Source organism: Reichenbachiella sp. MALMAid0571, assembly GCF_040151475.1.
Classification (GTDB): Bacteria; Bacteroidota; Bacteroidia; order Cytophagales; family Cyclobacteriaceae; genus CAXBNB01.
Map to the genome: position 1 here is coordinate 1 of NZ_JBDKWG010000137.1, position 15,222 is coordinate 15,222.

Annotated in this window: 14 protein-coding genes; 1 reads left to right on the forward strand and 13 read right to left on the reverse strand. The window is 37.4% G+C overall.

The features are described 5' to 3' along the window. Positions 1-326: 326 nt before the first annotated feature. The 13 genes from trpA to AAOP42_RS13770 all read right to left on the reverse strand — a co-directional run bounded on the left by trpA (position 327) and on the right by AAOP42_RS13770 (position 14,521). On the reverse strand, positions 327-1,100 hold the full coding sequence (trpA, locus tag AAOP42_RS13710; protein WP_349529101.1) for a tryptophan synthase subunit alpha: 774 nt from the start codon (positions 1,098-1,100) through the stop codon (positions 327-329). 106 nt (positions 1,101-1,206) lie between these two features. Next, on the reverse strand, positions 1,207-2,424 hold the full coding sequence (gene trpB / locus AAOP42_RS13715; RefSeq protein ID WP_349529102.1) for a tryptophan synthase subunit beta: 1,218 nt from the start codon (positions 2,422-2,424) through the stop codon (positions 1,207-1,209). Beyond that, positions 2,425-3,042 (reverse strand): phosphoribosylanthranilate isomerase, encoded by a 618-nt coding sequence (locus tag AAOP42_RS13720; RefSeq protein WP_349529103.1) that lies wholly within the window; start codon positions 3,040-3,042, stop codon positions 2,425-2,427. Positions 3,043-3,072: 30 nt separating this feature from the next. Then, positions 3,073-3,852 (reverse strand): indole-3-glycerol phosphate synthase TrpC, encoded by a 780-nt coding sequence (gene trpC / locus AAOP42_RS13725; RefSeq protein WP_349529104.1) that lies wholly within the window; start codon positions 3,850-3,852, stop codon positions 3,073-3,075. A 28-nt stretch (positions 3,853-3,880) separates the two neighbouring features. After that, positions 3,881-4,870 (reverse strand): anthranilate phosphoribosyltransferase, encoded by a 990-nt coding sequence (gene trpD, locus AAOP42_RS13730; RefSeq protein WP_349529105.1) that lies wholly within the window; start codon positions 4,868-4,870, stop codon positions 3,881-3,883. An 87-nt stretch (positions 4,871-4,957) separates the two neighbouring features. Beyond that, complete coding sequence (locus AAOP42_RS13735) at positions 4,958-5,527, reverse strand: anthranilate synthase component II (protein ID WP_349529106.1); 570 nt, start codon at positions 5,525-5,527, stop codon at positions 4,958-4,960. A 36-nt stretch (positions 5,528-5,563) separates the two neighbouring features. Further along, entirely contained in the window at positions 5,564-6,973 is a 1,410-nt protein-coding gene (locus AAOP42_RS13740) for an anthranilate synthase component I family protein (protein ID WP_349529107.1), read from the reverse strand. Between the two features lie 198 nt (positions 6,974-7,171). Beyond that, complete coding sequence (locus AAOP42_RS13745; protein WP_349529108.1) at positions 7,172-8,050, reverse strand: DUF4249 domain-containing protein; 879 nt, start codon at positions 8,048-8,050, stop codon at positions 7,172-7,174. A gap of 4 nt (positions 8,051-8,054) precedes the next feature. Continuing rightward, on the reverse strand, positions 8,055-10,691 hold the full coding sequence (locus AAOP42_RS13750; RefSeq protein ID WP_349529109.1) for a TonB-dependent receptor: 2,637 nt from the start codon (positions 10,689-10,691) through the stop codon (positions 8,055-8,057). A gap of 212 nt (positions 10,692-10,903) precedes the next feature. Next, positions 10,904-11,899, reverse strand: a complete 996-nt coding sequence (locus tag AAOP42_RS13755) for a FecR family protein (protein WP_349529110.1) — start codon at positions 11,897-11,899, stop codon at positions 10,904-10,906. Between the two features lie 65 nt (positions 11,900-11,964). Then, a complete protein-coding gene (locus tag AAOP42_RS13760; RefSeq protein WP_349529111.1) occupies positions 11,965-12,558 on the reverse strand; it encodes an RNA polymerase sigma-70 factor in 594 nt (197 codons plus the stop codon). A gap of 102 nt (positions 12,559-12,660) precedes the next feature. Continuing rightward, positions 12,661-13,878, reverse strand: a complete 1,218-nt coding sequence (locus AAOP42_RS13765) for a nucleoside permease (protein WP_349529112.1) — start codon at positions 13,876-13,878, stop codon at positions 12,661-12,663. Between the two features lie 124 nt (positions 13,879-14,002). Further along, the gene (locus AAOP42_RS13770; RefSeq protein WP_349529113.1) at positions 14,003-14,521 is read right to left on the reverse strand and encodes a hypothetical protein; all 519 of its coding nucleotides are present in this window, start codon (positions 14,519-14,521) and stop codon (positions 14,003-14,005) included. A gap of 311 nt (positions 14,522-14,832) precedes the next feature. Here AAOP42_RS13770 and AAOP42_RS13775 point away from each other — a divergent pair, with 311 nt between their 5' ends. Next, a complete protein-coding gene (locus tag AAOP42_RS13775; protein ID WP_349529114.1) occupies positions 14,833-15,198 on the forward strand; it encodes a hypothetical protein in 366 nt (121 codons plus the stop codon). Positions 15,199-15,222 lie beyond the last annotated feature (24 nt).

A 15,222-nucleotide genomic window follows, 5' to 3' on the forward strand; every position in this document is an offset into this window, starting at 1 on the left:
TTTGGTTGACTTCCCTGTCAAACACAGATTTACTGCCATCATTTTGAACTCCTTATCGAAGTGTCTTCTTTCTTGTTTCATCTTATGTAAATTTAGCTTAACGAGCTTAACTTACTGTCCTGTCAAATGTAGCAGTTCCACTGTGAATCACAAGTTACAATACACCTTTCCCAGACACCAAATACACTAAGTTTCGAATTGAATTATTTTAGTGTCTGTAATAGAAAAAAATACATCAACTATAAATTCTTATTACCACATATAATCAATTGATTTAAAAATAGTTAAGTATACATTTTTAGACAAGACTAAAAATGAAAAAGTGGCTAATTTGGTCGTATTTCCTGGATGAAATTACTGATCCTTTGGTCCAGGCTCCCCTCCTCTTTCAATGCATTGACAAAGGCACTTCCTATGATTCCTCCTTTGGAATATTGGCATACTTCATTGAAAGTATTGTTGTCGGAAATACCGAAACCAATGAGCATAGGAGTTGACAGTTCCAAGGATTTCATACGCTTGAAATAAGCTAGTTGCTCCTCAGAAAACTGACCTTTTGAACCTGTGATACTTGAGGAAGATACCAGGTAAATAAAACCTGTTGACTGCTCGTCTATGGTTTTAATTCGAGACGCAGATGTAGTTGGTGTGATCAGTAAAATATTATGAATTCCGTAAGTATCAAACATTGTTTTGTACTCACTTTGATACACATCTATCGGAAGATCAGGAAGGATCAATCCATCGATCCCCACCTGTTTGCATTGCTCACAAAATGCTTCCATTCCATATTGAAGGGTTGGATTAAGCGAACTCATAATCACTACAGGAATGGTAATCTTCTTCCTCATCCCCTGCAACTGTTCGAAGAGCAATTTCACTGTCATGCCATTTTCAATTGCCTGTAAATTGCTCTGTTGGATTACGGGCCCATCCGCCACTGGATCAGAAAATGGAATTCCAATTTCTATCATGTCCACACCTTCTGCCTGAAGCTTCTCCAACACAGGAATGGTATCCGTAAGGTTAGGATATCCAGCAGTGAAAAATATCGTAAGGATGTTGCTTTTATTTTCCAGTAAGTTATTTATTCGATTCATGTTTTTATTAGTCAATGGTGAACGGTGAACAGTTAACTGTCAATGGTCAACAGTTAAAAAGGTAAAGCACTTCAAAATACAAGCTTTAAGAATCCTGAAAGACTTCTCAAAGCACATTAGCGTCAACCTTCGATTGGTATTTGATATAAGTTTCCAAATCCTTGTCGCCTCTTCCAGATAAGTTGATGACGATAGTTTCCCCTTCAATAATATCAATTTTATCCAAAACAGCCAAAGCGTGTGACGACTCAATGGCTGGAATAATTCCTTCTGTTTTGCACAAAGCCATTCCGGCAACCAAAGCTTCATCATCAGTAACGGCCTCAAAATGCACCCTACCAGATTTAAACCAATGCGCCAAAGCCGGCCCGATTCCGGGATAGTCCATCCCTGCCGAAATAGAATAAGGTTCTACCACCTGTCCATCATCCGTCTGCATAAATGTAGTCATGCTGCCATGAAGCACTCCTCTTTTGCCAAGGAAAGTAGCCGCCGCAGATTCCCCCGAATCAATTCCCAATCCTGCTGCTTCTGCTGCAATCAATTCTACTCCATCATCTTCAATGTAGTTGAAGAAAGCCCCTGTGGCATTACTTCCGCCACCGACGCAAGCAATCACTTTATTTGGCAAAGCATTCCCAGTTTTCTCCAGCAGTTGTTTTCTAATCTCCTCACTGATCACAGATTGAAAGCGAGCGACCATATCCGGATAAGGATGAGGCCCTACGACAGATCCGATAATGTAATGCGTGTCAGAAGCATGGTTGATCCAATACCTGAGTGCTTCATTGGTGGCGTCCTTCAACGTTCTGTTGCCAGACATTGCTGGAATCACCTCAGCTCCTAAAAGCTTCATACGTCCAACATTTGGCGCCTGACGTTGAATATCCAATTCTCCCATAAACACCTTGCACTCCAATCCCTTCAATGCGCAGACTGTGGCAGTTGCCACACCATGTTGCCCTGCTCCCGTCTCTGCTATTATTTTTTTCTTACCAAGCCGTTCTGCCAACAGCACCTGACCAATAGTATTGTTTACTTTATGCGCACCAGTGTGGCATAAGTCCTCCCTTTTCAAATAAATGTTTGCCTTGTATTTTTCGGACAGTCTTTTAGCATAGTACAAAGGTGTTGGCCTTCCAGCATAGTCGTGCAACAACAGTTGCAATTCCTCCTGAAACGAAGTATCACCCATGATGGCCAAATATTGTTCCTGTAATTCCTGAACATTGGCATGCAGCATTTCGGGGATAAAAGCCCCACCGAAACTCCCAAAATATCCTTTTTCATTCGGGTACAATTGTGTCAATTCTTTCTCTTCCATCTATCTTATTGTCTTAATAAACTCCTTAACTTTTGTTGCATCTTTTAAGCCCGGCTTTATTTCAAACCCGCTATTCAAATCCGCACCCCATAGGGCATCCATCATTAAACCAGCTACGTCCTCGGCATCTTCCACTGTGAGCCCACCACTCAATAAAAAGGGCTTGCTCAGTTTATAATCCTCCAATGCCTTCCAATTGAATTTCATCCCATTTCCGCCATAGTTTTTCCCTTTGGTATCAAAAAGAAAATAATCAACAACATCCTCGTAATTCTTCAATTCGGCCTCATTCAAAGTGTCTTTTACTGAAAATGCCTTTATGATTTTATACCCTGCTTGCTTCAAGCTCTCACAATATTCAGGTGATTCATCTCCGTGCAATTGGAGAAGGTCAAGTTGGTATGCTTCGGCTATGTTCTTCACCTCTACCTCCTCTTCATTCACAAACACGCCTACCTTCATCACATTTAGTTGAGTAACAAATTTAGCATCTACATCCCCTTTACCCACACTTCTTGGTGATTTGGAGTAAAAGATCAATCCTATCCAGTCAACTCCAGCTGCTATCACCTCCTCTATATTCGATTGAGTATTTAAACCACAAACTTTAACTTTCATACTGATTTTACCTGGTTATCAACAATTTCACTAAACGGCTAAAAATGATTTCAATTCCCGGGCAGGGTCAGCATGCCTCATAAACTGCTCTCCTATCAAAAACCCTTTATATCCTGCCTGATTGATCAAATTCAAGTCGTCAATGCTCCTCAATCCGCTTTCGGATATTTTCACCACATCCTTTGAAAGTTTCTCTGCCAAATTGATGGACGTGTAAATACTGGTTTCAAATGTTTTCAGGTTTCTATTGTTTACTCCCAGAATGTCGATGTATTCCATCAAATCTTCCTGATATTCTTCTTCAGAATGGATTTCTAAAAGGATTTCCAACCCAACTTGCCTGGCCAGTTTTGCCAGATTCGTTATTTCGGTTTTGGAAAGGCATGCAGCAATCAGCAACATTACATCCGCTCCCATTGCTTTGGTTTCTATCACCTGATATTCATCGACAATAAAATCCTTTCTCAGCACAGGGCAAGTCAACTCCTTTCTTGCACGAATGAGGTCTTCGTAAGTCCCACCAAAAAACGGAGTATCAGTCAATATAGAAATACCTGATGCTCCAGCATGCTGATAGCCCTTTGTGGTTTCCACTACATCTAATTTATCGTTGATGATTCCTTTGGAAGGGGATTTTCTTTTAAATTCTGAAATGATTCCAAAAGGTTCAGCATCAATCAACCGTCGCTTCAATGAGATGCCTTTTCTTTGAAAGGATTCTCCTTTTTCCAGTTCAGATACCTTCATATTTTCTTTATGGGCAGCTACTTCCTTTTTCTTCTCTAAAACTATCTTTTCCAGTATATCCATTTCTCTTATTTCCTAAACCTATAAGGATTTATTTCCCTAAAAACTTATTAAAAGCATATAATGCCTTACCTGAGACCAATGATTCTCTTGCCATCTCTACTCCTTCTTTAAGACTATTTGCTTTTGAAGCACAAAACAAACCCAGTCCTGCATTGGCAATAGTTACGTCTATCTGAGCGTCTGTTGCTTCATTTTTCAACACATTAAGAAAAATCTTAGCTGACTCCTCTATTGTTCCCCCTGCATACAACGATTCTGGTGACAAGTGCTTCAAGCCTAAATCTTCGGGTTTGTATAGGTTAATACCGTTTTTATCGGCAACCATAAAATCACCTGTCAGTGAGATTTCATCGTAACCATCTACTGCATGCACCACAGCAAACTCAATGTTATCTTCTTTCAATAACGACTGATACAATCCCTGCACCTCCAAATTATAAACTCCGGACAATTGCTTCTTTGGACGGCTGGGATTGACCAAAGGGCCAAGCATGTTGAAAAATGTCTTCATTCCCAATTCCTTTCTCGCTGGACCTACGTGCTTCATGGCAGGATGAAACAACGGCGCATGAAGAAAACAAATCCCTGCCTGATCTATTTCTTTTCGCAGGCGATCTGCATCATTGGTAAACTCATAGCCAAAATGATTGAGCAGGTTAGATGAACCACAAGAAGAAGACACTCCATTGTTGCCATGCTTGGCTATATTTTGTCCAGCTCCGGCTACTACAAAAGAAGCCAAAGTAGAAATGTTAAACGTATCTTTTCCATCCCCTCCAGTACCACACATATCCATGACATCATAATCACTCAAATCCACTGGTACACAAAGATCTAGCATCGCATCTTTAAACCCTCCTAACTCCTCAGGAAGTATTGGCCTCATCATAAATACTGTCAGAAAGCAGGAAATTAAGCTATTGTTATGAGCACCACTGGCCAGCTCTGTCAAAGCTTCCCGTGCTTCCTGCCTGTTTAGGGTCTGATTCTCTAAAAGTTTGTTTAAGATGTCTTTCATATTCTATTAGGCTAAAGCCTTTTTGTTTTTAGTGCCACGGGTTAAAGCCTCGTGGCAAGTCAATACTCCTTATCAAGGATTCCAATTTCAAGTCTTCACCCAGTTTTCCATCATAATCTTTCCATGCTCGGTAAGGATAGATTCTGGGTGAAATTGTACACCTTTTACATTATACTCTTTGTGAGAGATGGCCATGATTTCTCCTTTTGGATCTACTGCTGTCACCTTCAAGTCTGCACCAATAGTATCGGGCCTGATAGCCCATGAATGGTAACGGCATACCTTAAATTTCTCAGGAATATTGCTGAAAAAAGCATCATTCCCCTGAGTCATCACATCGGTAGTTACTCCATGCAATACATCGTCCATATTGTACAATGAAGAGCCAAATACCTCACCAATAGCCTGATGCCCAAGACATACACCCAAAATTGATTTTGTAGGTGCGTATTTTCTAATCAGCTCCATCATTATCCCGGCATCCACCGGAACACCCGGGCCAGGCGAAAGCAATATTTTATCATAACTTTCCACCTCTTCCACAGTCATCTGATCGTTTCGAATAACATCCAGTTTTGCTCCATAGCCCAATTCCTTGAGGATATGCACCAGATTGTAGGTGAAAGAATCATAATTATCTAAAACCAATATTTTCATTATACTTTTATATTAATTCTTTATCTCCTTTGTAAACTATCCGATTTTCTCTGCCAATTCTATAGCCTTCACCAACGCTCCTACTTTATTGTAAACCTCCTGAACCTCACTGTCAGGAACAGACTTTGCCACTACTCCGGCACCTGCCTGAAAAAACAATGTATTGTTCTGACTCAATAGTGACCTGATGATAATAGCATGATTAAAATTACCCGAGAAATCCATAAACCCAATCATACCTCCATAATACCCTCTTTTCGTTTTCTCATAGCCATCAATCAACTGCATGGCTCTGTGCTTTGGAGCACCGGATAATGTCCCGGCAGGAAAAGTATCCGCAGCAACATCAAGTATGCCTTTATTCAACTGGGCTGACACTTTAGACACCAGATGTATTACATGCGAAAAGTATTGTACCTCCTTAAACTTTTCCACAACAACACCTTCACCTGACTTGCTCAGGTCATTTCTTGCCAGATCAACCAGCATTACGTGTTCAGATGTTTCCTTTTCATCGTTTGAAAGCTGAAGAGCCAACTCATAATCACGCTGATCGTCCCCTGTCCTTCTGTACGTTCCCGCAATAGGAAATATAGAAGCCTTATTGTCCTGTACTACCAGTTGTGCTTCCGGCGAAGAACCAAAAATCGTATAATTGCCATAGTCGAAATAGAACAAGTACGGCGATGGGTTGATACTTCTCAATGCCCTATAGACCTGAAAATCATCCCCTTTATATTTGGTAGAAAAACCACGAGAAAGCACCATTTGAAAAGTATCTCCCTTCTTGCAATGCATTATAGCTTTCTCCACGACAGACTTAAATTCTGCATCTGTAATCGGAGACACAATATTTTTATCAGTTTCAAAATCCAAAGTTGCAGGAGTATCATTGGAGTTGATCAATGCCAATACATCCTTTAGTCCGGATTTTGAATCAACTCCTTCGATGGTATTTTCTGTAATAAAAATACGGCTATTGAAGTGGTCAAAAGCTATGACATACCTAAAGAATACATAGTGCATAAGTGGCACATCATATTTAGAGTCTTTTTGTTTATCAAGTTTAATATCTTCAAAGTGTTCTATTGCTTCATAAGCTGTAAAACCAAACAACCCATTTCTGATGTACTTATCATTTTTAGTTTCCGCAGAAAAGGAAGCAACAAAATCCTTCACCTCATCCAATAAATTAATTTGAACTGTTGGTTTTTTATCAGTTTTTCCATCAGGATATGAAATGATAAGAGAATCTGAATCTGCTTTTAGATGAGCAATTGGATCTAATCCTAGGTATGAAAAGCTATTTTCACGAGCATGGTAATCAGAACTTTCCAGTAAAAAAGAATTAGGATATTTTTCACGCACTCTCAGGTAAACCCTGACGGGAGTTTCCAAATCTCCTAACATTTCTTTAGTTTCTGAAATTATTTTATAGTCACTCATATTGATTAAAAGTCATAAAAAAAGCCCGCTTGAACAGCGAGCTTTTGTAGTTTTATTTTTTACAAATACAGATTAATGCCGTTCACAACTCATATTGAATTGTTCCACCACCAAATCATATTTGTGTTAATCGTCTTCATTGTGCTGCAAACATAAAGTATGAAATGAATTAAAAAAATAAATTACCATAAAAAACTTTTATGGAGTCACTTCTGCATATTTCACTGTAATTTCAGAAGCACCAAAATAGCCCAGCACCAGCTCTTCTTGGTCATCCAGACAAAATATATTCCCCTTTACGGTAGAAGGCGGAGTGCTTGGCCCTATCTGATCACTACTTATCTGAGAGATCAATAACGAATAGTAATCAAATGCTCTCTGGCTTAGTGACCATTGCTCCAACTTCAATTTGTCTCCTGATTTCAAAAACACATCTGTCACCTTAGTCTCAAATACATTCCCATTAGTAAACTTATCATCAAAAATCACAATTTCTTCCGGTTTGTTCTTTAATGTATCATTGATATACATTTTCCATCTATAAAAATTCCGAACATTGGGAATATCATTGATAGCTCCTTTGGTGAAATACACTTTTGCATTTGGGTCTGTTATGGGCAGCTCCGGATCGAATGCAGTATCAAAAAACACTGTATCCAAATCAGATACAGCATTCAATACTTCCCAAGCCGAAGCATACTGCGACCCTCCCGAAATATTTACATGTAATACATAAGCATTTCCGGGAGTGCCCACCAGTTCGCTGGCATTGGAATGATATGTACCCGATTCATTCGTTTCTACAAAATCAAAACGATTAGAAAATCTATCCAACACATATACTTCAGCTCCGGAAATCCCAGGGTCGGTAGTTTGATCATTGAAACCAACGGTTCGGCTTACCGAAACCGTATAAGGCTCTTCCAAATTGGTAATCCATCCTGAAATAACTATTCTTTCAGCTCCCAAAGGCAAATCCAGATTAATAGAATCTTCACAGCATACTGCTAAAATAAAAACACAAAAAGCCAGTGTGTTTCTTTTCCATCTGGTAATATGACTTTGATAATGTTTCAAAAATTCAAAATTTAAAGTTGTAAGTTACGGAAGGAACCAAAACCCCTAAAAGGGAGTACCTTACCACCTCTGTTTGCTCCGGATTTTCTTCACTTTCCCTAAACAAATAAGCCTGAGTGTTCCTTCGACTGTACACGTTATACATGGAAAAAACCCAATAGCTTTTAGTCTTCTTTACTTTTCCATTCTTTTTAATTTGGCGTCCCTCTAGTCTGGCTGCCACATCCAACCTGTGATAATCCGGTAACCTATTCCTGTTTCTTTCTTCGTAATGGGGCACTATAAAACCATCAAAATTATATTTACCTGAAGGAAAAGAAAATGGCCTTCCTGTCTGATAAACGAAATTAGAAGATAAAGTCCATTTTTTGTTCAGACGATAAATTGCCGATAAGGACAAATCATGAGTACGGTTAAAGTCTGTTGGAAAATAGGTTCCATTATTAATCTTTTCTTCCTCATATTCTCCATCCACCATAATCTCCGACTTTGACAAAGTATATCCCAACCATCCACTCAAATTTCCCAAATCCTTCTTAAGAAAAACCTCAAATCCAAAAGATCTGGACGTACCCGAAAGTAATTCTGTCTCAATGGCCGGATTAAACAACAAATCTGCTCCTCCCTTAAATTCTACTATATTCTTGTTTTTTCTATAGAAAGCTTCTGCAGAAGCCTCAAAGCTGGATTTTTTAAAATATTTATAATATCCCACAGTAAATTGATCTCCTGTACTGGGTTTTAAGTAGGTGCCACTTGCTTTCCAAATATCAGAAGAAGAAGGGGTAATGGTATTAGACAACCTGTGCATATATTGCACCAAACTAGAATAATTCACCTTAAGCGCACTGGTTTCATTTAGTTGATACTTCAATGTAATTCTGGGATGAACATTGAAAAATGTCTTAATATTTTCTCCTGATGAATAAGATACAGTATCAACAATTGTATTGATTGTTTTTGTTGTGCCGGATGAATACATAAAAACATCGCCGGGACCAAGAAGAGAAAAATGTGAAAATCTAAGCCCTGAAGTCATTGTAACCTTCGGATTTAGTTTTATTTCATTACTGAAATAGGCATACGATTCTACCGCATGTTCACTTCCAAGGTCCACTTCATTGTTGGTTGAACTAACACCAGGAATCCTTTTACCAGGTGCCAGCCTATGAAAAGTAACCGAACCACCAAAATTATATATGTGTTCAGGGTTTCTAAAATAGTTGAAATCAGATTTCAAAGCATAGTCTGTGATTTTGGAAGTTCCAACAAAACTCGCTTTGTCGTCTTCTTCAATTACCCGATATGAATAGTTGCTGATGTATGCTGTAAAATTTGAAAAAAGCTTGACATTATGAATATGATTTAACCTCATACTAAACACATCATTACCCCATTTGCGTAATACATCTAATCCAAATTTATTTTCATCCTGTCCCACATAACCCGAAAAATAGATCTTGTTATTTTTATTAATATCAAAATTGAATTTTGCATTAAAATCTCTGAAATTGGCTCTATAGTCACTGATGGCAGGATTGTTGGCTCCTCTGGTTAAAAAATCCCAGAAAGTAGATCTACCTGAAATCAGATAGGAGCTCTTGCTTTTTTGAATAGGCCCTTCTAATAAAAGGCGACTGGTTATTAATCCCAATCCACCTGAAAGACTAAATTTTTCATTATTTCCATCTCTATGCCTGATATGCATCACAGATGAAAGCCTTCCCCCATAATTCACCGGGTAACTCCCTTTATATATTTCAATATCATTCACTGCATCCGGATTAAATACTGAAGTAAGACCAAAAAAATGGTGAGAGTTGTAAATAAGTGCTTCATCCAGCAATATTAAGTTTTGATCAGAGGAACCTCCCCTGACATTTATTCCGGATGTACCCTCTCCTACATTGGTTATTCCCGGAAGCAAAAGTGAACTCTGAAATACATCTACTTCACCCAAAAAATATGGAATATCCCCTACTACATCCATATTAAGTTTATTAGTTCCCATCAAAGTGTTTTGATAAGACATTTCTATTTCAGACTTGCTTTCCACTACCACATCGAGTAGTTCCTGGAGTTTAGGATTTAAAGAAAAATTGAATACTGTATTTTTGGTAAGGTGAATAGATTCCTCAATTGATTCATGCCCAATAAAATTGACCTTGACATTGTGTTTCCCTCCGGGAAGAGTCAACGAGTAAAAACCATAGGCATTGGCTACAGCACCTTTCTGATTTTCCTCAGACAATATGTATGCTCCAATTAATGGTTCATTGGTACCCTGTTCTCTTATTTTACCACTGATGGTATATGAATACTCATATTCCGGTCGATTGTAAAATTTTAAGAATATTTGATTATCCTCTTCGACCCAGACCAAATCCTCATTTCTGATGATTTCATCTAACACCTTCCCTACCTGATTTATCTTTTGTTTGAACCTGATTGTTTTTTTGAGAGGAACAATGTTGTCACTATAAGAAATTTGAATTTTATAGGAAGGAAAAACTTCTCTTAACACCTCTTCTACCAACAATTTGTCTTTCGGTAATTCAATCCATTTTTGTGATAATGAGCTTTGGGCTAAACAAAAAACAGTAGAGGTAATAATCATACATAGGGTAAAAGCAAGTTTCATTTTGCACCTTAATACTTCCATTGCGGCCTATTAACAGGATAGTCTTTCTTCTTATAATTCCTAACTATCCACGAAGATAGTATAGATTTATTTGTCAAAAATGAGATGTGAGAACGGAAAGTAAAAATAAACCATTTAGAGGGGGCATAACAAAACAGACATAAAAAAACCCACCGATGGTGGGTTAAATAAGTCCTGTTTTAAAGTTGAGATTATTGGCATCCTGGCCCTGAAAGAAGGATAACACCTTTATCCTCAGAGGATTTTATTTGGGCTATTATTTCAAAAACATTCAGTACCTGTTTCAAAGATTTATTTTCGAATGTAGAAGTAATCAGACATTTAGAAATATTGTCATCATAATCGATGTTTACTTTATACATTTTTTCCAGAACAGGTACAACTTTTGAAATTGGGGTTCCGTCAAATCTCAAATTGCCGGTTTTCCAGGATAAAGCATTTGGATCAACCTTAGCCAACGCTATAGTTTTTCCATTTTGGAATACTGCACCTTGCCCCTTTACAAGAACCACATTATTACCCTTTTCAGCCAGATTTCCAAATGCGACCCTGCCACTATACACATCCACTGAAGCAACATTGTTAGCAGTTCTTAAATTAAACGAAGTTCCTAAAACCTTTGTAGATGCACTTGGTGAATATATAATGAATGGCTTATTTGCATCTTTTGCAACTTCGAAAAAGGCTTCTCCCAGCAAATACACTTTCCTGCTATCTCCTTCAAATTGTTCTGAATATTTAAACTCAGAATTTTCATTCATCACAACCCTGGTACCATCGGACAGCATAAACTCTTTCACTTCTCCCTCTTTTGTAGCATAAGACAATTGAAATGAATCAAAGTCATCTTTGGCTAAGAAAAAGTAAGAAATACCCACAGCTATTACCAACATCGCTGCGATTCTAAAAAACAGTTGTAGATTGAATGATTTAGTGTCTTCACTCCCCAAAGGCATTTGTATCTCTTTTGTGGGAAATAAATGACCACTCACCTTTGACCAGCCTTCCTCTATATTGGGATTATAAGCTTTAGCATCATATAAAGAGAATTCATGAATTCTCTTTATTTTCTCAAATTCAATTCTATTTTCTTCTGATTCAGACAACATAGTCTCAATCTCTTTGGCCTCTTCCTGATCGGAAAATCCATTTAAATAGTTGAATATTTTTTCTTCTTTTAATAGCATGGCATTATGTTGTTCATTGGTGAGTCAAAATAAATCAGCTCCCCCCCTAAACAAATTTCTTTTTTTTAATTACAAATAAACATCAAAAATAAAATCACCTTATCCCACACAGGATTCAATTGCTCTCGCAATTTCTTAAGGGCTATTCCTATTTGGTTTTCTACTGTTTTTACAGAAATATCAAGTTCTTCTGCTATCTCCTTGTAAGTAAGCCCGGAATTTCTACTCAAATTAAATATCACCTTGCATTTTGAAGGAAGTGAGTCAATAGCCCTAGCTACATATACCTGTAAATCTTCAAAGACTATATCTTCTTCTTTATTTGTGGTATCAATAAATCCTGCATCATCAATATCTACCTTTTTATACTCCTTTGGTAATTGAAGTTTGATATAATTGAATGACTTATTGCGAACCGCAGTAAAAAGATATGATTTCATTGATGTACTGATACTAAGCTCATACCTGCGCTCCCAAATATTGATAAATATCTGCTGCACCAGCTCTTCTGCTATATCATAATCCTTGACGTAAGTCACACCGAACCGACACAAATCCTGATAATACGTTTTAAATATATACTCAAATGCCTTTCTGTTATCTTGTGCAAGGCATTCCATCAATTGAGCATCTTCTAGTTGACCAAAGTCTTTTTCCATCTAAAAAAATAGAGTTGATGTATTAATTGAAAAAACAGGGTGCTAAGTTAAAAGTATTTGTAAATTATGTTGTGTTTGAAATGTCATTGGTTACTTAACTTCTTAGTTTCCGCTCTCAGCCTTGTCTTCTGGTTGTTTAAAGGTTATGAAAAACATCACTGCCACCAGCAAAGCAAATATGGCTGGAATCCACCAGAATGTGGACCATTCTCTTTGTCCGCCAGTAGTAAACATATCCAGTACATTCCCGGATATTACCGACCCGATACCCATCCCTACTCCATAAGTAATCAAGGTAATAAATCCCTGCGCACTGGCTCTAATATCTTTGGGTGCTTTTTTATCCACGTAAATTTGTCCCGTAACAAAAAAGAAATCGTAACATATACCATGCAATGCAATACCCAAAAACAGCATCCATACCATTTCATCGGTATTGCCCATAGCGAACATTCCGTATCGAATCAACCAAGCGAGCATTCCGACCAAAAGCATTTTTTTGAGACCTAGCCTGACAAAAAACCAAGGCATTAAAATCATAAAAAGGACTTCAGACATTTGTCCTATACTTTGGATAGAAGCAGCATTTCCTACATTCAAATCATTAAGAAACAGATTGGTGAAGCTATAATAAAACGCCAATGGAATAGAAATCAATAAGGAACACAAAACGAAAATTGCAAACGAAGTATCTTTCAACAACCTCAATGCTTTTATTCCCAGAATATCTCCTATCGAAACATCCTTTCCTGTATTTTGAGGTGGTGTATTAGGAAGTGTAAATGAATATAAACCCAATAGTACTGAAATGACAGCTGCCATTTTTAATGGAAGTGTGGTAAGTTCTACATTGTCAAGCATAGAACCCAAAATGAAGTTTATTGACAACCCGGCTGCAATCCACCCTATTGTTCCCCATACTCTGATTTTAGGAAATTGTTCTCCCGGGTTTTCCATTTGCTGAAAAGAAATGGTATTGACCAAAGCCAATGTTGGCATGTAGCAAGCATTGTACACTAATAAAGTCAAAATAAGTGAGGCTGTTTCCGTAATACCGGTTGCAAAATAGATTACTCCTCCCCCAACTATATGCAACACACCCATTACCTTTTCAGATGAAAAAAAGCGATCTGCCACCATACCTATAAAGAATGGCGATAAAATAGCCGCTATGTTATTCATCAAATAAGTAGTACCTATCTCTGCTCCGCTAAATCCGATTTTTCCCAAATATGAACCTACAGTAACAAACCATCCCCCCCAAATAAAAAATTGAAGAAACATCATAAAACTTAGTCTTACATAAGTAGTGTTTGTCATTTGTTTAGCGTTTTAGTTGGCAATTCAAAGTAGTCCGGAATGTCTGTTATTTATAAAAAAACAATTCTTGTTTATCATATTCATTGGTAAACCTTACACAAAATCAAGTAATGCATTACAGGTACTAAAAAAATACTTTTGGTCCCGATTGCAACAAATCTTGAAATTCTGACGGCCCATCAACGAATTCATTTTTAAATTTATCCAAATCATCTAAAGTTTCTTGCGAAAGCAAATCTACAACCTCATCTAAAGCCACTCCACTTACCATATAAGGAAAGTGACCAAGTAACATTTGTTCTCCGCTGCATTGCGCATATACCTGACACTCACTCAAGTCCCCAATAATGATGTCTTTGACTATACACCTGTTTAACCAGTTTTCTACATCTGAATTTTCATTTTCCAACAATTTTCTTCTTGTTCTATTGGGATCAAAATTTTGTGAAAAATATTGATTGATGTTCTTCATTGAGTGTGCAGAAATCAAATTTCTCATCTTACCTGCACATGGCATACACATAGCATACTCAAAAATCGTAGAGTATGAAGAATATCCCTTGTATGGCTTTAGTGCTTTTTCTATTACATATTCAGTACCCGAAACCAGCAAATTACATTCACACGAAATACACTTATCCATTAGTGTTCCTGTCAAATCTGAGTAAAACACTTTAGGGATATCAACCGATAAAGGTGGGAATGAGTGACCTTCTTGCATTTGTCAAAAATAATTCTTTAAACAATGAATTGGTAAATCCTCTCAATATTTATGACTTTGAAACTTTGCATCAACCAAATTCTCCAACTACCGTTAAATGTGTGGTAATAAATACTGTTGTTACCTCAGCGTATTAATACTGTTAAATTATAGCTTTTAAGAACATAAATTTATTAGAATGATATACTTTTGCAAAGATGAACAAATGGCGTAAAAGCATTTTTATTAAAAGCATGGTTGTTATTCTTAGTTTTGCTATGATTGAACAAGCATATTCTTTTTCTGCCAATACCTCAAAAAGAATCCCGTCTTTGAGTGCAAATTCTATACAGGTTCTTCTACAGAGTTTGTTTGATAATGATTTTACCAAAGCTTCGGAAGCTACTCCGAAATCAAATCCTTTAAGTGAAAGTTTTCCTGAACAACAAGATGGTGAATCTGAAGAAGAAGGTTGTGAAGAAGACGACTTAAAACTTTTGTTTGCAGTATCAAAAACATCATACACACTTAGTATCGTACTTAAAAAGTACGATGATCACGATTTAGCATCCCTTGGATTCATGTTGGGGAAAATTCCAACACCTCCTCCCGAAGTGTAAATCACAACATCCACATTTTTTTGA

Coding starts and splice junctions, on each gene's coding strand:
- trpA (WP_349529101.1), bottom strand. CDS start 1,100: ATGAATCGAATAAATAACTTACTGGAAAATAAAAGCAACATCCTTACG.
- trpB (WP_349529102.1), bottom strand. CDS start 2,424: ATGGAAGAGAAAGAATTGACACAATTGTACCCGAATGAAAAAGGATAT.
- AAOP42_RS13720 (WP_349529103.1), bottom strand. CDS start 3,042: ATGAAAGTTAAAGTTTGTGGTTTAAATACTCAATCGAATATAGAGGAG.
- trpC (WP_349529104.1), bottom strand. CDS start 3,852: ATGGATATACTGGAAAAGATAGTTTTAGAGAAGAAAAAGGAAGTAGCT.
- trpD (WP_349529105.1), bottom strand. CDS start 4,870: ATGAAAGACATCTTAAACAAACTTTTAGAGAATCAGACCCTAAACAGG.
- AAOP42_RS13735 (WP_349529106.1), bottom strand. CDS start 5,527: ATGAAAATATTGGTTTTAGATAATTATGATTCTTTCACCTACAATCTG.
- AAOP42_RS13740 (WP_349529107.1), bottom strand. CDS start 6,973: ATGAGTGACTATAAAATAATTTCAGAAACTAAAGAAATGTTAGGAGAT.
- AAOP42_RS13750 (WP_349529109.1), bottom strand. CDS start 10,691: ATGAAACTTGCTTTTACCCTATGTATGATTATTACCTCTACTGTTTTT.
- AAOP42_RS13755 (WP_349529110.1), bottom strand. CDS start 11,899: ATGCTATTAAAAGAAGAAAAAATATTCAACTATTTAAATGGATTTTCC.
- AAOP42_RS13760 (WP_349529111.1), bottom strand. CDS start 12,558: ATGGAAAAAGACTTTGGTCAACTAGAAGATGCTCAATTGATGGAATGC.
- AAOP42_RS13765 (WP_349529112.1), bottom strand. CDS start 13,878: ATGACAAACACTACTTATGTAAGACTAAGTTTTATGATGTTTCTTCAA.
- AAOP42_RS13770 (WP_349529113.1), bottom strand. CDS start 14,521: ATGGATAAGTGTATTTCGTGTGAATGTAATTTGCTGGTTTCGGGTACT.
- AAOP42_RS13775 (WP_349529114.1), top strand. CDS start 14,833: ATGGTTGTTATTCTTAGTTTTGCTATGATTGAACAAGCATATTCTTTT.